This is a genomic window from Rhodobacter calidifons (assembly GCF_011174775.1).
In the GTDB taxonomy this organism is placed as follows: Bacteria; Pseudomonadota; Alphaproteobacteria; order Rhodobacterales; family Rhodobacteraceae; genus Tabrizicola; species Tabrizicola calidifons.
On sequence record NZ_JAANHS010000018.1, the window covers coordinates 17,403 to 40,690 of the forward strand.

Annotated in this window: 25 protein-coding genes and 1 pseudogene; 18 read left to right on the top strand and 8 right to left on the bottom strand. The window is 65.9% G+C overall.

The genetic code is table 11. The features are described 5' to 3' along the window. Positions 1-415 precede the first annotated feature (415 nt). The 4 genes from G8O29_RS16040 to G8O29_RS16055 are packed head-to-tail and all read right to left on the bottom strand — an operon-like array spanning position 416 to position 6,922. Positions 416-5,545 carry an NACHT domain-containing protein gene (locus G8O29_RS16040; protein ID WP_166404242.1) on the bottom strand — a complete coding sequence of 1,710 codons (5,130 nt, stop codon included), beginning with the start codon at positions 5,543-5,545 and terminating at the stop codon, positions 416-418. Continuing rightward, positions 5,545-5,682 (bottom strand): hypothetical protein, encoded by a 138-nt coding sequence (locus tag G8O29_RS16045; protein WP_166404243.1) that lies wholly within the window; start codon positions 5,680-5,682, stop codon positions 5,545-5,547. Before G8O29_RS16045 ends, G8O29_RS16040 begins: the two co-directional genes overlap by 1 nt. Before the next feature lie 2 nt (positions 5,683-5,684). Continuing rightward, entirely contained in the window at positions 5,685-6,599 is a 915-nt protein-coding gene (locus G8O29_RS16050; protein ID WP_166404244.1) for an ImmA/IrrE family metallo-endopeptidase, read from the bottom strand. A 2-nt stretch (positions 6,600-6,601) separates the two neighbouring features. After that, positions 6,602-6,922 carry a helix-turn-helix domain-containing protein gene (locus tag G8O29_RS16055; RefSeq protein WP_166404245.1) on the bottom strand — a complete coding sequence of 107 codons (321 nt, stop codon included), beginning with the start codon at positions 6,920-6,922 and terminating at the stop codon, positions 6,602-6,604. 165 nt (positions 6,923-7,087) lie between these two features. Between G8O29_RS16055 and G8O29_RS16060 the strand changes: the two genes are divergently transcribed. From G8O29_RS16060 to G8O29_RS16140, 18 genes and pseudogenes are all read left to right on the top strand, one after another. Further along, on the top strand, positions 7,088-8,311 hold the full coding sequence (locus G8O29_RS16060; protein WP_166404246.1) for a hypothetical protein: 1,224 nt from the start codon (positions 7,088-7,090) through the stop codon (positions 8,309-8,311). After that, positions 8,295-9,242 (top strand): hypothetical protein, encoded by a 948-nt coding sequence (locus G8O29_RS16065; protein ID WP_207623909.1) that lies wholly within the window; start codon positions 8,295-8,297, stop codon positions 9,240-9,242. Before G8O29_RS16060 ends, G8O29_RS16065 begins: the two co-directional genes overlap by 17 nt. 170 nt (positions 9,243-9,412) lie before the next feature. Then, complete coding sequence (locus G8O29_RS16070) at positions 9,413-9,622, top strand: helix-turn-helix transcriptional regulator (RefSeq protein ID WP_021096360.1); 210 nt, start codon at positions 9,413-9,415, stop codon at positions 9,620-9,622. 11 nt (positions 9,623-9,633) lie between these two features. Beyond that, on the top strand, positions 9,634-10,119 hold the full coding sequence (locus G8O29_RS16075) for a hypothetical protein (RefSeq protein ID WP_166404248.1): 486 nt from the start codon (positions 9,634-9,636) through the stop codon (positions 10,117-10,119). Further along, on the top strand, positions 10,119-10,865 hold the full coding sequence (locus tag G8O29_RS16080; protein ID WP_166404249.1) for an ATP-binding protein: 747 nt from the start codon (positions 10,119-10,121) through the stop codon (positions 10,863-10,865). Before G8O29_RS16075 ends, G8O29_RS16080 begins: the two co-directional genes overlap by 1 nt. A gap of 21 nt (positions 10,866-10,886) precedes the next feature. Next, on the top strand, positions 10,887-11,393 hold the full coding sequence (locus G8O29_RS16085; RefSeq protein ID WP_166404250.1) for a DUF669 domain-containing protein: 507 nt from the start codon (positions 10,887-10,889) through the stop codon (positions 11,391-11,393). A 68-nt stretch (positions 11,394-11,461) separates the two neighbouring features. Further along, a complete protein-coding gene (locus G8O29_RS16090; RefSeq protein ID WP_166404251.1) occupies positions 11,462-11,827 on the top strand; it encodes a hypothetical protein in 366 nt (121 codons plus the stop codon). Continuing rightward, the gene (locus G8O29_RS16095; RefSeq protein WP_166404252.1) at positions 11,827-12,771 is read left to right on the top strand and encodes a PD-(D/E)XK nuclease family protein; all 945 of its coding nucleotides are present in this window, start codon (positions 11,827-11,829) and stop codon (positions 12,769-12,771) included. Before G8O29_RS16090 ends, G8O29_RS16095 begins: the two co-directional genes overlap by 1 nt. Further along, a complete protein-coding gene (locus G8O29_RS16100; protein WP_166404253.1) occupies positions 12,765-14,504 on the top strand; it encodes a DEAD/DEAH box helicase in 1,740 nt (579 codons plus the stop codon). Before G8O29_RS16095 ends, G8O29_RS16100 begins: the two co-directional genes overlap by 7 nt. After that, on the top strand, positions 14,501-14,725 hold the full coding sequence (locus G8O29_RS16105) for a DUF6511 domain-containing protein (protein WP_021096367.1): 225 nt from the start codon (positions 14,501-14,503) through the stop codon (positions 14,723-14,725). The genes G8O29_RS16100 and G8O29_RS16105 overlap by 4 nt, the downstream gene beginning before the upstream one ends. After that, the gene (locus tag G8O29_RS16110) at positions 14,725-17,001 is read left to right on the top strand and encodes a PriCT-2 domain-containing protein (RefSeq protein ID WP_166404254.1); all 2,277 of its coding nucleotides are present in this window, start codon (positions 14,725-14,727) and stop codon (positions 16,999-17,001) included. Before G8O29_RS16105 ends, G8O29_RS16110 begins: the two co-directional genes overlap by 1 nt. Positions 17,002-17,041: 40 nt before the next feature. Next, the gene (locus tag G8O29_RS18895; RefSeq protein ID WP_437440813.1) at positions 17,042-17,920 is read left to right on the top strand and encodes a crossover junction endodeoxyribonuclease RuvC; all 879 of its coding nucleotides are present in this window, start codon (positions 17,042-17,044) and stop codon (positions 17,918-17,920) included. Further along, positions 17,917-18,117, top strand: coding sequence for a hypothetical protein (locus G8O29_RS16120; protein ID WP_166404255.1), 201 nt, complete (start codon positions 17,917-17,919; stop codon positions 18,115-18,117). The genes G8O29_RS18895 and G8O29_RS16120 overlap by 4 nt, the downstream gene beginning before the upstream one ends. Then, a complete protein-coding gene (locus tag G8O29_RS16125) occupies positions 18,110-18,538 on the top strand; it encodes a DUF6362 family protein (protein WP_166404256.1) in 429 nt (142 codons plus the stop codon). Before G8O29_RS16120 ends, G8O29_RS16125 begins: the two co-directional genes overlap by 8 nt. A gap of 449 nt (positions 18,539-18,987) precedes the next feature. Continuing rightward, a complete protein-coding gene (locus G8O29_RS16130) occupies positions 18,988-20,328 on the top strand; it encodes a site-specific DNA-methyltransferase (protein ID WP_166404257.1) in 1,341 nt (446 codons plus the stop codon). A 1-nt stretch (position 20,329) separates the two neighbouring features. After that, a pseudogene (locus tag G8O29_RS18560) lies at positions 20,330-20,836 on the top strand (DNA cytosine methyltransferase); the annotation flags it as partial. 205 nt (positions 20,837-21,041) lie between these two features. Further along, positions 21,042-21,524: a hypothetical protein gene (locus G8O29_RS18565; RefSeq protein ID WP_242679144.1), complete on the top strand. Its 483-nt coding sequence runs from the start codon at positions 21,042-21,044 to the stop codon at positions 21,522-21,524. Then, positions 21,521-21,745, top strand: a complete 225-nt coding sequence (locus G8O29_RS16140) for a DUF7220 family protein (RefSeq protein WP_166404259.1) — start codon at positions 21,521-21,523, stop codon at positions 21,743-21,745. The genes G8O29_RS18565 and G8O29_RS16140 overlap by 4 nt, the downstream gene beginning before the upstream one ends. A gap of 53 nt (positions 21,746-21,798) precedes the next feature. Here G8O29_RS16140 and G8O29_RS16145 read toward each other — a convergent pair whose 3' ends face one another. The 4 genes from G8O29_RS16145 to G8O29_RS16160 all read right to left on the bottom strand — a co-directional run bounded on the left by G8O29_RS16145 (position 21,799) and on the right by G8O29_RS16160 (position 23,223). Next, the gene (locus G8O29_RS16145) at positions 21,799-22,323 is read right to left on the bottom strand and encodes a DUF3489 domain-containing protein (protein WP_166404260.1); all 525 of its coding nucleotides are present in this window, start codon (positions 22,321-22,323) and stop codon (positions 21,799-21,801) included. A gap of 95 nt (positions 22,324-22,418) precedes the next feature. Beyond that, positions 22,419-22,685 (bottom strand): hypothetical protein, encoded by a 267-nt coding sequence (locus G8O29_RS16150; protein WP_166404261.1) that lies wholly within the window; start codon positions 22,683-22,685, stop codon positions 22,419-22,421. Positions 22,686-22,797: 112 nt separating this feature from the next. Continuing rightward, the gene (locus tag G8O29_RS16155; protein WP_166404262.1) at positions 22,798-23,013 is read right to left on the bottom strand and encodes a hypothetical protein; all 216 of its coding nucleotides are present in this window, start codon (positions 23,011-23,013) and stop codon (positions 22,798-22,800) included. Positions 23,014-23,025: 12 nt separating this feature from the next. Continuing rightward, on the bottom strand, positions 23,026-23,223 hold the full coding sequence (locus G8O29_RS16160; protein ID WP_166404263.1) for a DUF6900 domain-containing protein: 198 nt from the start codon (positions 23,221-23,223) through the stop codon (positions 23,026-23,028). Between the last annotated feature and the right edge of the window lie 65 nt (positions 23,224-23,288).

Below are 23,288 nucleotides of genomic sequence, written 5' to 3' on the forward strand. Positions count from 1 at the left end.
TGCTACCGGAACATCATTGCGCCACCCAATGGAAGCATGGTGGAAGCACGAGGGGAAAAACCGCTGCGCAATCCTGACAATCCGCGCGCAGGCCACCCACGCGGACTTGGCTCGCAACTGGCGGAAACTGCGCAACAATTCGCGATTTCGCGCGATTGTTCATGGTTCGTTCGACACGACTCATAACCTGAAGGTCACAGGTTCAAATCCTATCCCCGCAACCAAATTCCTACGCGCTATCAAACACTTACGCGCCGCCCTCCGGGGCGGCGTTCGCGTTTCCAGCCACCGTGGAAGCACTGTGGAAGCAAGAGGGGACGAAGTCTTTCATGTTGCTTCGAAAAATCGGGCTGCCTTTCGCCGGCAGGCCTCATCGCAGTCCTCGACGCGCCGCGGCGTAGGTGCTTTCTGACCGTCAGCGCGTTTCTGCCTGGATCTGCAACTCCAACTCGTGGGCTTCTGACACGCCGAGGCTGACGAGGCGGCCAAGGATCGCGTCAATCCGACTGCGCGACGGGTGAACCTGACGATACAGTGAAGGATCCTCGGCCGCCGCCGCTTCGCACCACTCAGCGATCTTTCGACCAATTCCTAGCTCATTCCACATTGCACTGTCGCCATTCGTTACTTCGAGCCACGTCTCGACTGCGAACATGAGGAAGTCGAGATGCCGCGCGGTTGGCGCGACGTTCAAGGTGTTCATCGTACAGAGCGCGATGAAGGCTGTCGGGCCGCCCCGCATCATGGGGCGCACCGTTTCAAGAAGCGGATCAACGCGGTCAAACACGGCGGGAACTAGATAGGTTTTAGTACCGGAGAAGGAATTGTGAAGGTTCATCAGTAGCATGCCGATTGTCGGACCGGTTTCGATGTCGATCCCGAGGTCTCCTCGGCGACGGTCCCAAGACCAACGGTCCAGCGCGAGCGTCCTCGTTACGAGCCGCTGCCGCAGAGCGAGCGCGCGATCTGACGGCCGGTTCGACTCGTTGAAGTAACGGACATCGGCGGCGTGAATGAGCGTCTCGGCCACATCGCAGAAGGACCGATCGGGCAGCTCGAGGATCGGCTGCAAGATGAACTCGAAACGACCCTGCGCGTCGTCCATCAAAGCTGACGCAGCCAACGAGTAGAACTGATGATTCCATGCGTCGGGCGTCTGATTCAGCTCGGCATCAGCGGAATAGCCATGACCGTTCAACCGCGCAGACCAAAGCGCATAGGCATCAACAATCTCCCCATACCAGCTTGGCAGAGCGCTAGCTTCAACGTTGAGTAGACTGACCCACTTTGCGAGCTCTTGGTCGTCGACGCGAACAATGGCTTCTCTAGAACTGCGCCTGAAGGGGGCGTCATCATGCTTGATCTCGATGCGTGAACCGCTCGGTGAGAGGATCGCAAGAGGCTGACGCGAGAACGACGGCGTCTCTTCGGGGAGGTCTGGCCAGTTTGGTTCGAGCCCGCCATCGAGCCAGGCGATCTCCGCGGCAACCGCGTCGGCGTCCTGTCCCGCCTTCTCCTTCTCGTAAGTCTCTCTCGTAGACGCGTCCTCGTCATGGGGATGCCAACGCCAACGACACGAGGTGAAAGCGATACGCATCGCGGCCTTGATCAGTTGCGGGTTGATCTCGCTGATGCTCTCGCGCGCTGCGGTGATCGCAATTACGGCGGCGTGATCTTGACGACCGACCGTGCGAAGCAAGTGGTTACGGTCCGAAACAAGCTGCCTCCGCCGCCAAAGATGGATGAGGGAGCATATGCCCTGCGCTGGCCGGTGGAAGTCCAGCCGTTCGTTCGAGCCGTAGCGGTCGACCTCTTCGGCCAAAGCCGTGGCAATCACGGTCCGAACCCAGTCCTCATGCTCGTCAAGGAGGGCATCTTCGCCGTCCCGCGCAACAAGCATGGCGGTCGAAATCAACCGCGTCGATCGTGACTTGAGGTGATCTGTATCGCTGTAGTCGGGCAGATCACCGGCAGCGTAATCGACGGCTTCTCGCGCCAGATCCGGCGAACCTTTCGCTGGATCGCTGATAGCCAGCTGAATTCTCGCCTCAATCGTGCTGGAACGCTCATGCGCCTGTCGGCGGGCCTCGAGGCGCTCGAGATGCTCGGCCTCAGCCGGTGGCGACTTGTAAGCGAAGCCGCCTTCGACCTCGACCCAGTTCGCTTGGTCGAGCATGTTGAGTGCATAGGATCCCATGAAAGCGGGATCGCCGAAGTCCGCTTCGTCGCTATATGAGCCAGTCTCATTGACTGCCTCAGCCAATAAGGCGCGCACCTTCTGCCCGGGGTCATCCTCGCTGAGGTAATAGGGGATTAGCCGCTCGAGCGAGATGGAGCGCGATTGGCGCTTCGCGAGATCGGCAAGCATGACGCGGCCTCTGGGCTCCTTCTGCAGTATCATCGCGCCTCCAAGCCTCTCCAACGTCAAGCGGGTACGATCGTTGGCAAGCAGGTTGGGGTTAGCCACAAACGGGACGAGCGCATCGCGCGTCGCCGGCCAATGCGATAGCAGCACGTCGAGGACGATCAGCAGATAGGCGGCGCAGCTACCTTCCGGTCCGAAGATGTCCCGAAGAACCGCGTCAACATCTTCTCCCCTGTCGAGGCGCTCTTGCGACCAGGCTTCAAGCGCCATGAGACCGGATGCAGCGGAATATTCATGCGCCTGCATCGGGCGCGACCAGAAATATGTCCGCACCCATGGAAAGAATCGAGGTTTCCCGTCGATGGAGATTGTGAAGCCGTTCGTCCCCGCCTTCTTCCGGCCCGTTTTGTGTTCGACCGCCGCGTCGACGAGTGTACGGATGAGGTCGAGCCCGACCTCGGGGTTTGCATCAAGCAAGTCGAGAAAAGGGGACTGCGCTGGCGATGCCGGCATGTAGCCGGTATCCGCAAAACCGAACGCGCGGCCCAAGGAATCCCGCTGCGAGTGCCCTCGACGTGGCTGTTCGATCAGGCTGGCCTTGATAAGCGCCGCAAGCTCGAACGGGGCGACGCCGACCAAGACCTTGCTGAACGGCCGGATCGCCTTGACCTTGTAGTGATTGTTCTCGTCCGCTGCCGCGGTCAAATAGGCCTTCGAGTCATCTGGCGCGTGTGACGCCATAAGTAGCGCCATGGTCCGAAGGTCCTCGATCATCGTTATGCGCGACTGGCGTACTAACCGTGGCGCATCCCCGGCACCCGCGATCGTGATGTTGGTGTCACGCAAGTCGAGCTGCATCAGCCAACCGAAGAGCATCTTCGCCGTTGCCCGCCCGAGTTCGCGGACGCTCATCATTGTGAGGGACTGGACTTCAGCGAGCTTCACGATGGCAGCGATCGCTTGCATTGGAATTTCGCTGGCATTCACAGTGCACCACATGAGAACCGTGGGCGCCGATAGGGTCGTGGCGATGCGCAAGGAGCCCGGTGCCTCGACAGGAAGCTCAACGCCCTTCGCGGCGATCTGCTTGAAGGCGGATGCGGCCGAAATCGTTTCGGTCGCGACGATGGCGGTACAGATCTCGACGAGCAGCGCGCCCCCGTCGGCAAGCAATGCCGCGCGGCCGCGGTTCAAGAGCTGCGACGACAGCTCGGATCGCACGATCGCCATGAGCGCTTGGCGACGCCATGCATCATGGGCGCCTGGTCGCGAGAGGGCCCCAAGGAGGGCCGTCCAGTTCGAGCCATCCGGTCCCTTTTCGAGTGCGAAGCGACCGGCAAACTCGATGCCACGCGCCACCCGTGGCGAAGGTGGCACCGAAAGATCGACGCTGTCGAGCAGCGTGATGTCTTCATTGAGGCGCGCGCCGATCGCCCAGTCGCGCAGCACGTCATGATAGAAGCTGAGACGGTCGCGCCTCGGTTCGGACAGCGTCAGGCGACGCAGTAGATGAGCTCGTGCCGGTGTGTCCGTCGACGCCTCGACTAGGTCCTGTCCTGCCAGTGCCGCTTCTGCTAACTCGGCCAAGAGCCGTTGCGACGGGCGGACATCATCTGGCTTTGCGCCGTCGGCACTCTTCCACCAACGGTCGGCGAGTGCCGCTTCAGTTCGAATGTCGGCCGAGCTCGGGACCTTTAGCAATTGGGCCAACCGATAGAGATTGCGCGCAATGCTCGCAGCCGGATGATCCCGTGACAGCAGTGTGCGGAGTTCCGGGGCGGCAGTGCTCAGAGCTTCAACCTCGTCGTCGTTCAGCTCGTCTACGACCACTTGGCAAGGCGTACCCAACTTCGCGAGCGCGTCTTGGGCGACCCAGTCAGTGTCTTCGACGCCGACATCGGGCCGCCTGGACACGACTACTGAGAAGCTTGGGACATCCGCAATCTCGCGCAGCAAGTCATTCACTGTGCGGCGGCGCTCGACGGACGTGAACATCTCGAGGCCGTCAATGAACAAGACCCCGCCACCTCCGGCCGCCAGGTCCCACAGGAAATTCTTGGCGGTCCCACGCATATCGAGACGTTGCGCAAGCGCTGACCATCCCCCGTCTGGCGTGCCTACGGGATCAAGGACGATGACATGGCCCTCGCGGCCTATCCGCTCCGCAAGATGTCTCAAGACCGACGATTTGCCCACGCCTGGTTTGCCGGTGATCTCGATGAAGCGATGCTTGTTGCGCGCTGTCTCAAGATCAGCAAACGCACCGAGGCGGGGGAGATTGACGCCGCCAACTTTGGTCCCGATCTCCGAAAGCGCATGGCGCGACATTTCCGCCAGTTTGGCACGGGAGAGCGCGAAATTCTGACCGCCTGCGAGGTGGAAGCCGCGCGAAGTCAGTCTCTCGATGAGCGCTTGGCGCGTGATCGAGCCTCCCGCCTTACCCGTCTCGATGACGATTTCGATGAGATTGCTCCAAAGTGCCTCGGCACGTGTCGCATCGTCCGGCGCGAGGACCTGACGGGCCAGTGTCAGGGCATGGGCCTTCGCCTCCGGTGCAGCAGACTCGAAATCGAACTCGAGGATCATGAACCTGCGGATTATGGCCCAGACGGCTTCGTCCTCGTCCGCCACTCCGTAAGCCACAAGATTGCTGCGGAACGCTTTGGCGAAACTGCGCATCTCCTCGCTGGCGACACCTGGGAGGGCTAACCGAGCGAAAAATTGAACGCCGCTTTCCGCTCTATGCGCCCATTCGAGCATGTCCTGATAGGGGCCAGAGATAGAATAGCTGGTTCGCTGGGTCGCAACCGCCAGTAAATGGCGGTCCGTTGGCTTCTGAGCGGGATTGCTGCGCACGATCTGTTCGCAGACGCCCTTAAAGATAGGGTCTTTGGGCGAAAAGCGGATTGTGCGTTTCGACTGGATCTCGAGAAGCGCAGTGCCTTTGTCCGAAACACCGTGCACGATTAGGTCATCGAGGGCATAGCCTTCATTCTCGCCCTGAAGCTGCACCCGCTCGATCCTGGCATTGGGGAGGCCGCGCGCGTCGCTGCCAGCGAGCATCTGGAGGAGATAATAGGCGCCAAGCTGGCCCTCAATATAGGTGCCGGCACCCCCGCGCCCGACCGGACTGGAGCCGCTCTGTTCTGCCTTCACATCTTTCTTGGGAGCTTGGCTCATTACCCGCAACCGTCTCCACAGCTCTCCTGTCGTCCGTTCACGACCAAGTCGGCATGCAGCGACATCGCGATCTCGGCTGCGCCGACGTCCGCACCGAGTCGGCGGCCTTTCTTGCGGCGTTTGATGACGTGGCTCATCATCAGCCTCCCGCTTTCCCCGCCATGAACCTTTCGAACGTATCCTCTGTTGGCTCTTCCTCGAGTTCGGCTGCTTCCCAACGCGACGGCGCCCGGTCGGGATAGATCAGCAAGGAGATGGTCATCTCGTTGCTGGGCGAAAACACCATCATCTCATTAACGGATTCGTTCCCTAGCCAAACGCCGGGTTCGTGACGCTCACCATGTCGGCCGGTGTCTGCATCCACCTCCCGCGCTGCCAGTGAGCGTGCAGGAAGCTCGATCACAGTTTGCCGCGCGGCGTAGAAGATCCCGGATCTGAGCAAGGGCTGGCTCGACCAGGCCCAGTCGATGAAACCCTCCTTTCCGACGACGATCATGGCGCGCTTGTCGGTGACGGTCAGCCATTTCAGGATCGCCGCGGTCAGTGAGACGGCATAGCGATCGGCCAACTCGGTCATCATATCGATGTCGATGGCGCGTCCCCTGATCTGCGCCCGGAAATCGTCGAGCGGCATCAGGAGATAGGAGGCGAAGGTGTTCGCCTCCGCCTCGATCCTGTTCCGGGCACCATCCCAATCGGCCATGTTCCGGTTGGTGCATTGGAGCCCGCCGGGATAATCTCGCCGATGCAGGAGGTAGTGGCCCAGCTCGTGAGCGAGCGTGAAGTTGCGCCGCCCGGCGGACCGGATGGACCCGTTGTAGATGATGCCCCATTCGCCAGAGCCGTTTGGGTGCGGCATGAGCATGCCCTCGACGCCCTTGGACAGGTTCAGGCCGCCGACCATCGCGATCGGCGCATCCGGAAAGACCTGTCGCGAGAAATCCTGCGCCAACGCCGCCACGTCCACCGGAAACCGCGGCAGGCGATGTGCTGCCTGATGGAGCGACAGGATCTGCGTCAGGCGGATTGCCCAACCCTGCGGCGTCGTGGGCAAGCTCAATCCTTCTTCCCCCACATGTCGATCATCTGCTGGATCTTCTCCTGATCCTCCGGCTTCAGCTTGCTGAACTTCCGAAAAAACGCCTCCTTCAGAACCTCATGACCAGGCTCCGCGGTGTCGTCGAGCAGATAGTCTGTGGTGACTTCCAGAGCCTGGGCGATGCGCGTCAGCTTTTCGCCGGAGGGCTTGCGGGTGTCGCGGTTCTCCAGTTCCCAGATGTAGCTCTTGCTCGAGTCGGTGAGCTCGGCGAGCTTGTCGAGCGAATATCCCTTCTCCTGGCGGTGGCGCTTGATCTTTGCGCCGAGGGACGTGGTCATCGAGTCATCCTTGATTCCTTGGTGCTGGCGGCGTGTTCGGTATGCTGAACGATTTCGTGCCGCGCAAGTAGACACGATGGCTTGTTCGATAGATATCGAACGCCAGCGTATCGCTGCGCTGATTCCCTCATCCTCCTCCTCCTCCCCGGCACGAAAGGGCCCCCGATGACCGCCATTACCGCATTCCTCCGCAAGACCCCGATCTCCCGCCTGAAGGACTACTTCACGGCCGGTGGGTTCACCTCGCTTCCGCCGATCGACTGGGCCAAGCCCGAGCCAGACGTGGTCGAGCCGTTGGTCAAGGCCGTGGACGGCATGTCCGAAGGCGAAAAGCAGCGCGTCATTCTCGACGCCGGCCGTGTCGCGGCGCTCGCCGATGAACCGGGTCAGAACGCGCTGCAGAACGTCGTGCAGGACCGTGCGTTCTTCGACACTCTCGAAGGCGCCAACAACCGCTCGCTCTGGGTGTTCCTCAAGGAGCCGGATCGCTTCCGCCTGGCGGAAGAGGTCCGCTACAACGACGAACGGCGCCGGGGGCGCTCGTGGAACGGCTTCGAGGTCGAGAAGGACTGCACCGTCCGCCGCGATCCGATCTCCGTTGCAGCCTTTACCAAGGCCATCCGCGACCGCTTCGAGACCCCGCATGTCCATGTCGATATCTTCGACCGGCATCGCATCATCCTCGATGACCAGGAATGCGATCTGGTGCAGATCGCAGTTTATCGCGAGGGGCGGCCGGAGGACATGCTGGGCTTCGATGCAAACAGCACGCTGTCGCGGCGCATCGTGAAGCCGGTGTTCGAGGCGGCCCTGACGTATGAGGCCGAAACCGGCGTCATCGAGGTCGTCGCCAACACGCTGGAAGACAGGAAGGACCTGACCGCGTACATGGCGCGGGATCTGCTCGGGATCGACTTCAAGGAGAAGCCCATCCCCCTGCGGGAATACGACCTGAGCATGCTCCTGAAGCCCTTCGATTTCCCGACCGATCCCGAGGACGGGATCATGGGGGTCACCGTGAAGGAGCTGCGCTTCATGGAGTTGGGGGAGCGCGGCGAGCGGATCACGCTCGAGTCCATGTCGGGCGCCGAGCGGACGATCTGGGAGATGGCCGAGAAGCGGATCGGCCTCGACATCGGTGGCACGGGGCATTTGATGCCGGTCGCGACCGAGGCGCCGGATTGGGTCATCACGCGCGCCCGGTTCACCATCAAGTTCCATCCCGGACCCGAAGGTGGCCGCGGGAAATCCCTGACGCTCACTGTCACGATGCCCCATGGCTGCAACCTCAAGGACATGACCCCGCATGAGCGCCTGATCGGCGAGAAGTATCTGCGGCGCTGGGGGATCCTGACCGACACCGCCGACATCGGTGATCTCGTTGACTAAGACGGCTGTCGATCTGCTGCTCCAGGCGATGGAAACCCGCGCCGGCAAGGTGCAGGTGGCGACGCTTAGGCAGGTGGCGCCTCAGGCAGCGGACAAGCTGCTCGAGGCCAGGCTGCTGGTGGCGACCGGGCGCATCCCGGTCGTCGCCGCCATGGATGCCTATGAGGACGAGCCCATTCCGGCGGAGTGGTGCCCGGAGCGCGGGCAGTACGGTTATCGCGACAGCGTCGGTCGTTGGATCACCGTCGAGGCGGCGGAGATCGCTGCCTGTGCCGTCGACTATCCGCTGGTTTTGGCGAAGATGCTGGTGGCCTTCGAGCGTGCCGGGCCATCGCGTCCGAACCCTTTGATCGACGGATTCGTCTGGGACGTCGGAACCATCAGGCTGACGGGCGCGAAGTCGCCGGTGCCGGTCTGGTTCGCGCGCCGTCTTGCTGATCCAGCCGTCTGGACCAAACTCGGTTCACTCCTCGAGCGCAGGCCGCCTGAAGAGGTCCGGGTCATCCTGACGTCGACCACGGGCGATCGCATCCCGGTCACCAACCACAAGCGCAACATCTTCATGAGTGTGACTGACGTGCTCCGCGCACCGGGCAAGCTCGCGATCTCACCGCAGGTCTTGGGCGCGCGCATCTTCCCGGGGCAGCGTCAGCGCCGATTCCCGATCGAGCATTCGGAGGATTGCGGGATCGTCTGGTTTCACGACAAGGAATACCGGTTCCGGGGTCCGAAGCATCGGCAGATCCTCTCGATGCTCTTCGAAGCCTACTGGGCAGGCAAACCTGTATTGCGCACCTCCGAGGTCTTGCAAGGCGGAGACCATGTGCATCGCGATACCAAGGTGACGACCCTCGGCCGCGCCTTCAGCGGCCGAAGCGACTGGCGCGACTTCATCCGCGAAGCTGAGGGCAATTGCTGGATCGAAGTCTGAGAGTCCCCCGTTCAAGCTGACCAAGGCCGCCCACGAGGCGGCCTTTTCCGTTTTCAGGGGGCGTTTTGTGGCTCTCCTTACCGTGCTCCTTCCTTCCCCCTTCCCGGCCCCTTCCTCGCCCTCGGCGATGGTCCTTCGCAGGCATTCGGCCAATCGCGAAGGAGACGACGATGTCAGTCACGCATCTCAACCAGGTCGAGCTGGCAGCTCGATGGAAGATCAGCCCGCGCACGTTGGAGCGCTGGCGTTGGACCGGTGAGGGCCCCGCCTTCATCAAGATCGGCGGCCGGGTCGTGTACCGGCTCGAGGATGTCGAGGCCTACGAGGCCAACCGGCACTGCTCAAGCACGGCCGACAAGCCCGCCGTGAAGCTGGCGTGAGGGGGGCGGCCATGACGATCCCCAACCGCATCCCCCTCGACGACCTTCCCACCATGCCGGTCGGCGAGATCGCCGATCTTCCCGGCGACCAGCTGGCGCTCCTGAAGCAGGACGCCGACGAGCGGCTGCGCTCCGCGAAGACCCTCTGCGACTGGGTCGATGGCGCCATCGCGCTGAAGTATGGCGACAAGGCGCAGGAGGCGCGCCACGCGGAGGGCAAGGACACCGGCACCGTCCGGCTGCAGGACGGCCCGGTCACCGTGGTCGCCGAACTCCCCAAGCGCGTGGATTGGGACCAGGCGATGCTCGCCAACCTGGTTGAGCGCATCCGGGCCGATGGCGCCGATCCCGCCGAGTACGTCGACATCGCGTTCAGCGTGCCCGAGCGCAAGTACACCGCCTGGCCCACGGACATCCGCCAGGAGTTCGAGCCCGCGCGCACGGTCCGCACCGGCAAGCCGAAGTTCCAGCTGCTGCTCGGCGAGGAGGCGCGCTGATGGCCATCTCGCTCGCATCCCTGCAAACCTCGACGGTGCTGCGCCCGCCGCGCGTCCTGATCCACGGCGTCGCCGGCATCGGCAAATCCACCTTCGCCGCGTCCGCCGACAGCCCCGTATTCGTCCTCACCGAGGACGGTCTCGGCAAGCTGCAGGTGCCGCACTTCCCGCTGGCGACGAGCTACGCGGAGGTCGCGGAGGCGCTCGACGCGCTGCTCGACGAGGACCATCCCTATTCCACGGTGGTGGTCGACAGCGTGGACTGGCTGGAGCCGCTGATCTGGGCCGAGGCCTGCCGGCGCAACGGCTGGCAGTCGATCGAAAGCCCGGGCTTCGGCAAGGGCTACGCCGAGGCGCTGACCATCTGGCGCGAGTACATCGACAGGCTGAACGCGCTCCGCGACCGGAAGGGCATGGCGGTCATCCAGATCGCCCATACCGACATCAAGCGGTTCGACAGCCCAGAGCACGAACCCTACGACCGGTACGTGATCAAGCTGCAGGCCCGCGCATCCGCGCTGCTGCAGGAACACTCGGACGTCGTGCTCTTCGCCAACTACCGGATCTCGGTCAGCAAGTCCGACGTCGGCTTCAACAAGAAGGTGACCCGGGCGCTCGGGTCCGGTGCGCGCGTCATGCACACCGAGGAGCGCCCCGCCTTCCTCGCCAAGAACCGCTACGGCCTGCCGGAAACCCTCCCGCTCGAGTGGTCGGAGTTCCTGGCCGCCATGCCCCAATCCGCCTGATACGACCGAAAGGACAGAACGATGGCACGTTTCGACACCGCCTTTGACGCCGCCGGCATCGAGCCCACCACCGCCTACGAGATCCTGCCCGCGGGCAAGTACCGCGCCCAGATCGTCGAGAGCGAGATGCGCGTCACGAAGAACGGGATGGGGAAGTATCTCTGGCTGATGCTCGACATCCTCGAGGGGCCGCAGCAGGGCCGCAAGGTCTTCGACCAGCTTAACCTCGTGAACGCCAACCCGACCACGGTCGAGATCGCACAGCGCACGCTGTCGGCGATCTGCCACGCCACAGGCAAGCTGCAGGTGAACGACAGCGAGGAGCTGCACCTGATCCCGATGACGATCCAGGTCGGCGTGAAGCCCCCGAAGGACGGCTACGGCGAGCGCAACACGATCCGCTACCTGGTGCCGGAATCCCCGGCGCAGGCGACCCCGCCGAGGCCCGCCGCCACGCATCCGGCCAGCGCGCCCCCGCAGTCGGCGCCTGCTCGCCCCGCCACCGCGCCCTGGAACCGCAAGAGCTGACGCCCTCGGCCGCCGCGGGCTGAGACTCGGCTCGCGGCCCGGACATCGCCAGACCTGAGAGACAGTTCATGACGAACACCACCGACGCGGCCTGCGTGGCCGCGAATGCCCCCGGCCTGCCTGACGACACCCAGCGCCTGATCGAGATCGAGGACGCCATCGCGAAGATCCGCACGCAGATCGCGACCGCGGATCTGGCGCGGCAGCGGACGGCCAGGCCGATCGACCCCGACTGGTTTCACCGCGCGCGCACGGCGCTGCGCCACCTCAACCGCGAGCGCGCCGAGATCGTCGCCCGTCATGGCGGCCGCCGCCGGCGCGAACGTCTCAAGGACATGATCATCGCCGTCCTGCGCGAACGCCATGACAGCGCCGCCTGGACGGCGGTGCTGGCTGAGGCGCGGGCGCGGCTCGAGCGGGAGGAGGCATGCTGATGGCCGATCTCCCCGAACCCCCGACGCCGACGCTGTCCGCGATCTACGCCTCCTACGAGGCCCGGCAGGGCGACGGCTTCCGCGACCATCTTGGCGCCTCGCTGATCGGCAAGCCCTGCGCCCGGGCGCTCTGGTACGATTTCCGCTGGGCGACGCCGGCGCGGCACACCGGTCGCATCCTACGGTTGTTCGAGACCGGCCAGCTGGAAGAGGCCCGGCTCGTCCGCGATCTGCGCGCCACCGGGGCGACGGTGCTGGAGGTCGATCCCGAAACCGGACGGCAGTTCCGCGTCGAGGCCCATGGCGGGCATTTCGGCGGATCGCTCGATGCCGTCGCCCTCGGCCTGCTGGAAGCGCCGAAAACCTGGCACGTCGTCGAGTTCAAGACGCACTCCGCGAAGAGCTTTGCCGAGCTCGTCGGCAAGGGCGTCGCGCTCGCCAAGCCCCAGCACGCCGCGCAGATGCAAATCTACATGCACCTGACCGGCATCACGCGGGCGCTCTACGTCGCGGTCTGCAAGGACACGGACGCGCTGCACATCGAGCGCGTCCCGGCCGACCCCGAGACGGGCGAACGCCTGCTGGAGAAGGCGGGCCGGATCATCTTCGCCCAGCACCCGCCCGAGCGGATAAGCGCGGATCCCGCCTGGTTCGAATGCCGGTTCTGCGACCACCACGGGCTCTGCCACGGCGAGGGTGCCGCGGCGGTCACCTGCCGGTCCTGCCTGCATTCCACGCCCGTCGAAGGCGGCTGGCACTGCGCGCGCCACGACCGGTTGCTTGAGCCCGCCGACCAGCGTCGCGCCTGCGGCCGGCACCTGTTCATCCCCGATCTCGTCCCCGGCGAGGTGACCGACGCAGGCGAGGACTTCGTCGCTTACCGCATGAGTGACGGCTCCCCCTGGACCAACGACGCCCGCGAGAAGGAGGCCGCCGCATGCTGACCCTGCGCCCCTACCAGCAGGCCGCGATCACCTCGATCTACGGCTATTTCGAGAAGGAGAGCGGCAACCCGCTCGTCGTGATCCCCACGGCCGGCGGCAAGAGCCTCGTCATGGCCGCCTTCATTGACGGCGTGCTCAAGGCCTGGCCCGATCAGCGCGTGCTCGTCGTCACCCATGTCCGCGAACTGATCGCGCAGAACCATGCGGAGATGCTGGGGCTCTGGCCCGAGGCGCCGGCTGGCATCTACTCGGCCGGACTCGGCCGCCGCGATGCGCGGGCCCGGATCCTCTTCGCCGGCATCCAGTCCATCCACGACAAGGCGACGCGCATCGGCCATGCCGATCTGGTGCTGATCGACGAGGCCCATCTGATCCCCGGCCGGTCGAACACCATGTATCGCCGCTTCCTCACCGACCTGCAGGCGATCAACCCCGCGCTGAAGGTGATCGGGCTGACGGCGACGCCCTTCCGGCTCGACAGCGGCATGCTGCACGAGGGCGAGAACGCGCTCTTCACCGACATCGCCTACGAGGTGTCGGTCCGTGACCTGATCGATCAGGGCTACCTCTCCCCGCTCATCTCGAAGCAGACCAAGACCCGGCTCGACGTGACGGGCGTGGGATCGCGGGGCGGCGAGTTCATCGCGCGCGATCTCGAGGACGCGGTCGACCAGGACGCCATCACGCGCGCGGCCGTGGCCGAGGTGATCGCGCATGGCGAGCCGCGCCGGTCCTGGCTGGCCTTCTGCTCGGGCGTCCGCCACGCCACCCATGTCGCCGAGGAGTTCCGCCGCCGCGGGGTCAGCTGCGCCACCATCTTCGGCAAGACGCCAAAGGACGAGCGTGACGCGATCATCGCCGCCTTCAAGCGCGGCGAGATCCGGGCGCTGGCCTCCATGGGCGTGCTGACGACGGGCTTCAACGCGCCGGCCGTTGACCTGATCGCCATGCTGCGGCCCACCAAGTCGGCCGGGCTCTACGTCCAGATGGCCGGACGGGGCACGCGGCTCGCCGAGGGCAAGGAAAACTGCCTCGTTCTCGATTTCGCGGGCAATGTCCGCCGGCATGGCCCCATCGATCTGGTGCGGCCGAAGCGGCCGGGCGGTCCGGGCGACGGGCCGCCCCCCACGAAGATCTGCCCCGAATGCGGGACCATCGTGGCCATCGCGGCTCTCGAATGTCCCGGCTGCGGCTTCGAGTTCCCCGGCCGCGAGGTGAAGCTTGAGCCCACCGCGTCGACGCTGGAGGTTCTGTCCTCGGGCAAGCCGCAATGGGTCCGCGTCACCGACGTTACCTACAGCCGCCACGAGAAGCGCGGCGGGCGGGTCTCGCTGAAGGTGACCTACCGCTGCGGTCTCGCCTTCCACACCGAATGGATCTGCTTCGAGCACGAGGGCTATCCGCGCCGGAAGGCCGCGAGCTGGTGGTGCGAACGGGCGCCCGAGCTGGAGGTGCCCGAGTCCGTCGACGAGGCGCTCCTGCTGGCGGACCGGCTGCGCCGCCCCACCGAGATCGCCGTCCGCCCCGCGGGCCGCTTCACCGAAATCACCGCCTACAGGTTCGCCCCATGCCTTACAGCCGTGCCGGGCTCTGCGCCGTCTGCCACCGAGAACCCCGCGGCTGGGGCTGGTTCGACGCGCGCTTCCGCGTCTCCGACCCGCGGCGCGACACGAGCCGCAGAGACCTCTGCAGCCGGGTTTGCCAGGACATCTGCCACCGGAGGTCGGGCATGATCGATCCGACCCCGAACGAGACGGCGGCCATGGTCGAGGGCGGCAAGGCCGGCGGCGCCTATCTCGACAGCCTCGGCCGGACCGATCTCGCCCTGCTGAGCGAGGAGGAGTGGGACACCTTCGTCGAGGTGATCGTCACCGGCTATTGCGACCACCTGCGCGATCTGGCGGCGAAGGACCGCGCCCGGCTCGACGGCATGATCCCGGAGGTGCCCTTCTGATGGCGGACATCTCGTGGATGGCGCGCGTCGGCGCGCGACTCCTGACCAACGGCTACGCGATCCTGCCGATCGCGCCCGGCACGAAGAAACCCGGCCAGTTCGCCCGCGCGGTCTGGCACGACTACCCGCAGTGGAACCGTCATGCGACCCGCGCGACGACCGAGTTCGAGGTCGCGACCTGGTCGACCTGGCCCGGCTGCGGCGTCGGCGTCGTCGGCGGCGCGGTCGCCGCGCTCGATATCGACATCGCCGAGGATGGCGAGCTGGCGCTGCGCATCGAGCGGCTGGCGCGCGAGCGGCTGGGCGACACGCCGGCGCTCAGGATCGGCAAGCCGCCGAAGCGGCTTCTCGTCTATCGCACGACCGAGCCCTTCGCCGGGATCCGGCGCGCGCCTCTGGAAATGCTCTGCCTCGGGCAGCAGTTCGTGGCCTATGCCGATCATCCCGACACCGGCCAGCCCTATGCCTGGCCGGACGAGGGCTTGGCCGACCTCGATATCGAGAGCCTGCCCGCCATCGATGCCGCGCAGGCAGCGACGTTCATCGAGGAGGCACTGGCGTTCATCCCGCCGGAGATGCGGCCGAAGAGCCTCGCTGCCAATGGCGCGAACGGGGCCGGCCAACCCTGCCTGCCATCGCATTCGCAGGCTGGCACGCTGGCGGCGATCCGCAGCGCGCTCGCATGGCTGCCCAATACGGACCTCGACTACGACAGCTGGATGCGTATTGGCATGGCGCTGAAGGGCGCGCTTGGCGATCAGGGCGCGCCGCTTTTCGACGAGTGGTCCGCGCAGGCGGCCAAGAACGACCCGGCCTACACCGCGAAGTCATGGGCGAGCTTCAAGCCCGAGCGGATCGGCGCGGGGACGATCTATCACCTGGCCATGGAGCGCGGCTGGCAGCCCGAACCCGAGCTCATGCTCGACGGAAGCCTGTCGGCAGACACCGGCGCTCATCCGGCCGCAGGCCTCATCGCGCGGCTGGCGCAGCCGAAGTCGCCGCCTCCCAAGGCGACGCCGGGATTCGCGCTGACGATCCCGGACGGGCTGGTGGGCGATCTCGCCCGGTACATGATCGACACCGCCCGGCGCCCGCAGCCGCTGCTTGCGGTTGGCGCAAGCCTCTGCGCGCTGGGCACGCTTATGGGGCGGCGATACCGGACCGAGAGCAACCTGCGCTCGAACCTCTATGTCGTCGGCATCGCCGACAGCGGCTCGGGCAAGAACCACGCCCGCGAGGTCGTCAACGAGGTCTTCTTCGAGGCGGGGCTCGCGCACCACCTAGGCGGCAACAAGATCGCCTCCGGTGCGGGCCTTCTGACTGCACTGCACCGCCAGCCCGCGATCCTCTTCCAGATCGACGAGTTCGGCATGTTCCTCGCGGCGGCGGCCGACCGCAAGCGCAGCCCGCGCCACATCACCGAGATCCTCGACAACATGACCGAGCTCTACACCGCCGCCGCCGGGATCTTCCTCGGCGCGGAATACGCCAACCGGGACGGCTCGAACGAGCGGCGCGACATCGTCCAGCCCTGCCTCTGCGTCTACGGCACGACGACGCCGCTGCATTTCTGGGGAGCGCTGCAGGGCGCCAATGTGGTGGACGGCTCGCTTGCGCGCTTCCTGATCCTGCCGAGCGACGAGGACTATCCCGATGAGAATCTGACCGCCGGTCTGCGCCAGGCGCCCTGCGCGCTGATCGAGGGTTTGCAGCGCGTGGCGGCGGGCGGAGGGCGCTTGGCCGGTAACCTGACCGGGCGGACGGCCGGGTCTGAGACGGCCGTGGATCCCATGGTCGTGCCGATGTCCGACGATGCGCGCACCCGGTTCAGCGCGCTCAGCATCGACATCACGGCCGAGCTCCGCGCCGCCGCGGGCACGCCCTACACCTCGATCCTTGCCCGGGTGGCCGAGAACGCCGCCAAGCTCGCGCTGATCGTGGCGGTGGGGCGCGATCCACACGCCCCGTCGATCCGGATCGAGGATGCGGTCTGGGCGATCAACTTCGTGCGCCATCACGCGAGGCGCACCATCGAGGCCGTCGAACGCCATGTCGCCGACACGGAGACCGAGGCCAACGTCAAGCGACTACGCGAGATCATCCGCAAGGCAGGGGCAGGGGGTATCACCAAGTCCGAGATCACCCGCGCCTCGCAGTGGATCCGTGCACGGGATCGCGACGACATCCTGCTCACCCTGATCGAGAGCGGCGATGTCACCACGGCGATGCGGGAGACGGGCGGCCGCCGTGCCATGATCTTCCAGGTGGCACGGTGAGGGGCAGGACATGCTTCATTCAGCCAGCCCCTTTCCTCAATTGAAGGAAGTCGGCGCGCAAGCGCCTGACCTACAATGGCAATCCGGCGCCTCGGACTTCTTTCAATATTTCACGCAGAGCACCCTGTCCTCTCGCGCGTGCGCGCGGATGGAAGAAGGAGACATACCCCATGAAATGAATGAAATAATGAAAGAACATACATACTCTCGTGTTTCCAGTGGCTTGCGCTCCGGCTTCCTTCAAGGACCGGGGTTGAAGCCGATGAAGGATGTGCCGGGCGCCCCCGGCATCGACATCGTGACCATGACCAGACCCCGCGATCCGGGTCCGGGCGGGCGGACGGCCCTCACCAGGCTGACGCATCGCCCGAGCCTCCCAATCGAAGAGGAGGTCGTCATGGACCGATCCCATCCCATCGCCGACGCGTCTGCCATGGCCGTCGGCACTCCAGACCGCTGCATTCTCGCGCTCGATCTCGGCACCAGCACCGGCTGGGCGTTGCGCGCGCCGGACGGGCTGATCACCAGCGGGACCGCGAGCTTCAGGCCCGGCCGTTATGACGGCGGCGGCATGCGCTACCTGCGCTTCACGGGCTGGCTCACCGAGATCGACCGGCTGTCGGGGCCGATCGCCGCGATCTGGTTCGAGGAGGTGCGCCGCCACGCCGGAACCGATGCGGCCCACGTCTATGGCGGGCTCATGGCCACGCTGACCGCGTGGGCGGAACTGCGGGGCGTGCCCTATGCCGGCGTTCCCGTCGGCACGATCAAGCGTCACGCCACCGGCAAGGGCAATGCGCCGAAGGAGGCGATGATCGCATCCGCACGGGCCCGGGGCTTCAGCCCCGCCGACGACAACGAGGCCGATGCCATTGCGCTATTGCTCTGGGTGATCGAGACGAACGGGGGTGTCGCATGAGGTGGCATCCCAAGGGCTACGGCGGCCATCGCCGGGATCCGGAACAGGTGAAGCGCGAGGGCTGGCGCGAGCAGGGTCTGCTCGCCGTCTCGCTTGAGGACGCGCGCCTGACATGGCCGGAACGGGAACTCGTCCGACAGCTGGGTGAAAAGCTCTACGGGCCGCCCCCCTCCGACGAGGGAGGGCGCCATGGATAAGTGGACCCCGTCCATCGTCGAGGCCCGTCTCGCCGAGGCGGCCTACGTGCTCAAGCGCCTGCCCGAGCCGCGACGGCGGGGCTACTTCAGCACCTGGCCGGAGATCGTCCACTCCTTCGCCGACAAGGTGGGCCAGGAGCCGAAGCCCATGCGCGTTCTGCCCTCGCCTCAGGCGATCAGCCGGATGGAGGAGACGCTTACCTGGACCGCGTGCCTCGACCCCGTCGATGGCAAGATCGTCTGGATGCGCGCCCATGGCGAGCGGTGGAAGACCATCTGCTGGACGGTCGGACTGCAACGTTCGGCCGCCCACCAGCACTGGCTCTACGGGCTTTGCGTCATCTCGCTGCGGCTCAACCGGCGTCGGTTCAACCGCAACCTGTCGAAGCGGCACGTGATCGAGCTGGCTGGTGGCGCGTAAACCTGCGCGCCAGCGGGGAAGGTGTGCGGCGGACACATTTCGACGGGACAGAAAACCGGCTCGCGGGCTAGGTTCCGGATAAGCTCGGGAGAGGCGCGCGCAGCGCGGACCCGAACGAAACCATCCTTTCGTTGGCGTGTCCGTTGGCAAAGGAAAGGCGCTTATCCTTTCCTTGCGGGCCGCTGTCCGCCGCCGCCACCGAGGTCGCGGTTCCTTCCGGGCCGGAATCCTATGCTGGCGGGCGAAGCGCGGGACATCGCCAGCGACAGGGCCGGTTTTTTGGGAAGCCACCCGGAAGCCGGACCCACTCACACCCCGCGCAAACACCAATGAACGCTGGCCTTCCGACCGGACACCGCTGGTAGCCGCTGGACCCCGTGTGGAGTCCAGCCCGGCATCCGGAGTCCGGAAGCCACCGGCATCCACCCGACCGAGGAACCTTGCCCACCATGACGCTGAACTTCGCCCCGGACGCGATCGAGACGTGGCCGCTGTCGCGCCTCCAGCCCTACGCGAAGAACGCGAAGGCGCATGGCGCGGACCAGGTCGCGAAGATCGCCGCCAGCATGGCCGAGTTCGGTTGGACCGTGCCGTGCCTCGTCGCCGAGGATGGCGAGCTGATCGCGGGCCACGGGCGCGTGCTGGCCGCGACGCAGCTGGGGCTGACAGAGGCGCCGGTGATCGTGCTGGGTCATCTGACCGAGGCGCAGCGGCGGGCCTATCGCATCGCGGACAACAAGCTGACGGAGCTTGGCACCTGGGACGAGGCGCTGCTGTCGGCGGAACTGAACGACCTCCTGGCCGATGATTTCGACCTGTCGCTGGTCGGGTTTTCTGACGGCGAACTCGACAAGCTGCTGGCCTTCGCGCCGGAGGGGGACGGTGAAGAAGGTGGCGCCGGGGGCTCCGTGCCGCCGGTGACCATCCCCGAACCCCCGCGCAATCCGGCGTCGCGCAGGGGCGATCTGTGGATCCTCGGCGATCATCGGTTGCTGTGTGGCGACTCGACCTCGCACGACGACGTGCGACGCCTGATGGATGGCGAACGCGCGATCCTCTTCGCGACCGACCCGCCATACCTCGTCGATTACGACGGCTCCAACCATCCGACGCGGAACAAGGACTGGTCGCAGTCCTATGGCGTCACCTGGGATGACAGTTCGCAAGGCGCCGAGCTCTATGACGGCTTCATCGCAGCGGCCGTGGCCGAGGCGATCACCGAGGATGCGGCCTGGTATTGCTGGCACGCGTCACGCCGTCAGGCGATGCTGGAAGCCTGCTGGGAGAAGGCAGGCGCCTTCGTGCACCAGCAGATCATCTGGGTGAAGGACCGCGGGGTTCTTACCCGCTCGCATTACCTCTGGAAGCACGAGCCCTGCTTCATGGGCTGGCGGCGTCCCAACCGCCCGCCAAAGGTGGCGGAGCAGACGCTGCCCTCGACCTGGGAGATGCCGTCCTTTGCCAAGGACGAGCGCCCCGACCACCCGACACCGAAACCGCTCGACGCCTTCGGGATCCCGATGCGCCAGCATGTTGCGCGGGGCGGGCTCTGCTACGAGCCATTCTCGGGCTCCGGCTCACAGATCATGGCTGGCGAGGCCAATGGCCGCCGGGTCTTCGCGATGGAAATCAGCCCGGCTTACGTCGATGTCGCCGTGGAACGCTGGCAGGCCGAGACCGGCAAGGACGCGATCCTCGATGGCGATGGCCGCACCTTTGCCGCGGTGAAGGCCGAGCGGCTGGGCGAAACCCCGGCCGCACCCGAACACCAACCCGAAGCCGCCGCGTGACATGCATGACTTGGCTCTACCTTCCTCCGGACGCACTTCCGGAGCCGGAGACGCATGCCTCTTCGGTCTCTCCCTCTGCTCGGGCGCGGGCAAGCTCGACCTCGGGCTCGCCATCGCCATCCCCGGATATCGTGCTGTGGGCCATGTCGAACGGGAAACCTACGCCGCAGCCACTCTCGTGGCGCGGATGGAAGACGCGTCCCTGGATCAGGCTGTTGTCTGGGACGACGTTGGAACCTTCGACGGCCGCCCTTGGCGCGGCGCGGTGGACATCGTCACTGCGGGCTATCCGTGCCAACCGTTCTCGGTCGCGGGCAAGCGCCGGGGCGCGGACGACCCGCGACACCTCTGGCCGCATGTGGCCCGCATCATCGGCGAGGTCGAACCGCCTTTCGTCTTCCTCGAGAATGTCGCCCATCATCTCCGCCTCGGTTTCCCCGAAGTCGCCAGCGGACTGGTCGGCATGGGCTACCGCCTTGCGGCAGGCCTCTTCACGGCGGCGGAAGTCGGCGCGCCCCACAGGCGAGAGCGGCTCTTCATCCTCGCCATCCGCGAGGGCGGCGAGCTGGCCGACCCCGCGCGCCTGCTCTGGCACCCGGTCGAGTGGCGGGAACCGGACGGAACTGCCGCGGCTGTGGCCGACGCCGAGGGCCAGCGCCAACGAGAACCGGCAGACGAAGCCGACACCCTCGCAGACAGCGGGCCAGCACGGGATGAACCTCGCGACGACGGCCGCGCTCTGGCCCACGCCGCAGATCGACAGCTTCCGCAGTCGGGGCGGCGAACGGAAGGACGAAAAGGGTCTGGACCGGATGGCGCGCGACTGGCCGACGCCGATGGCCAACGACGGCTGCAAGCCGAGTGCGGGCAACCGTCGGTCGGCCGATCTGACCCACGCCAGCCGCATGTGGATGACGCCGACGGCTCGGGACCACAAGGACGGAGCGACGACATTGGCGAACACGCCGGTGAACGGCCTGCTTGGCCGCCAGGTCCTGGTGACGCCGATGGCTGGGAGCGATACCTCCGAGCCGCGCCGGACCTTGAACCCGCTGTTCGTCGAGGCGCTGATGGGCTGGCCCACCGGGTGGACCGGCTTCGCCTCTGTGGCAATGGCGTGGTCCCCCTGGTTGCGGCGCATGCGCTGCGAACTCTGGCGGCTGAACTGCTGGACCATGGATGAGGCAGCGGCGTGAAGCAGTCCCGCCTCATGTCGCTGGTCGAGTCCGTCGCCAACGTCGTCGTCGGCTACGGCGTCGCGGTCGCGACGCAAATCCTGATCTTCCCGGTCTTCGGGCTGCACACGACGCTGGCGCAGAACCTGAAGATGGGCGCCATCTTCACCATCGTATCGATCGCGCGTTCCTTCGCCTTGCGGCGGGTGTTCGAGGCGATCCGGATGCGGAGCGCCAAATGATCGACCGCCGCCCCGGAGGGACGGCGGCCATCAACTTGTCGGGGTCCGGTGCGTCAGGCGGCGGGAAGTTTGTACACGCGCCCCCGATCCTCGACCTTCTCCGAGCTCACTTCGAGCCCGAGCTTCTTCTTCAGGGCGCCGGACATGGCGCCGCGAACGGTGTGGGCCTGCCAGCCGGTGGCGGCGACGATCTCCTCGATGGTGGCGCCCCCCTCGGCGCGGAGCATGGCGATCAGTGCCTCCTGCTTGGTGCCACTGCGGCGTCGGACGGGCTCGGGCGTGGTCTCGGCCCGACCGTCCTGTTGCTGCTCCGGATCCTCAGTGATCCCGAGGGTGCTGTAGGCCAGCGGGGTGGCGCGCAGGGTGATCGGTCCATGTTCATCGTCGTGCCGCCAGACGGTGTTGAGGTCGGTGGCGGACACCTCCTCGATCAGCCCGTGCTTGAGGAGGCTCTTGCAGACGTTGCCGACGGCGCCGCCCTTGAGGCTGGCGGTGACGGGAAACACCATCCCGTCCTCGCGCGCGCAGGCGGTGGACAGGATGACGGCTTGGGCGTCGGAAAGCTGAATCTGGGTCATGGGGTCGTCTCCGTATTCGGGCCCGCGACATGCGGCGCCTTCTACGACCCCGAGCCGCGCAGGGCGCGCGGCAGGTGTTCCGGCAGTGCCGGAGATCAGCGGGCGTGTTCGCCTTCGCCGAAGGCGCTGTCGGTGATGCGCTTCAGGAGGCTGGCGTAGTGTTCGAGGGTGCCGACCATCGCCCAGCCCGCCTCGTCGGGATGGCAGTTGAAATGGTCGTCGCTGAGTGCCTGCAGGCGGGCGAGCATCTCGTCGATCTCGGCCTTCTTGCCGATGAAGGCGCTCAGGGCCGCTTCCTTGTTGCGGCGCGCCTTCTCGGCGCGGAGTTCAAAGCGTGGGGTGGCGATGGTGGTGCTGGTCATGGCGGTGGTCCTTGGGCTGAGTTACATCGTCCTTGTGCAATCAGAATCGCTCTCCAGGGCCGGAAAGTGTAGGCAATTCAGAGCCATATGATTGCTTTCTGGCCGATCCCGCTCAGATCAGCCCCATCCCGACCAGCGATGCGCTGGCGGCGGCGAGCTGCGCGGTGGGCAGTTCGATCTTGAGGTGCGAGATGACGTCCGAGACCTCGGCCCTGATCCCGTCCTCGCGCAGGGCGGTCTCGATCACCTCGGCAACGGCATCGGGGCGCGAGCGGTCGAACTGGTCCGGAAGGGCGGCGTGGTCGATGCGGATGGTGGATGTGCTCATGGCAGGGTCCTTTCAGGATTGGGCGGCGTCGCGACGTCCGGCCTCATAGGCCTCCGCGAGCGCGTCGCGGATCGCCCAGACGGCGACATCGTGGAAGTCGAGCCGGTCGGAGTTCCGGGTCTCGAGCGTCTCGAGGAAGAAGCGGCGCTGCGCGATCTCCAGGATCAGGGCATCGCGGGCGGCGGCGGGGTCGGTCTTGCGGCGGGTCATCGGGGTGGCTCCGTGGTGAGTTGCATCGTCCTTGTGGAGACACGTTCCCTCTGCCCGCGAGGCTT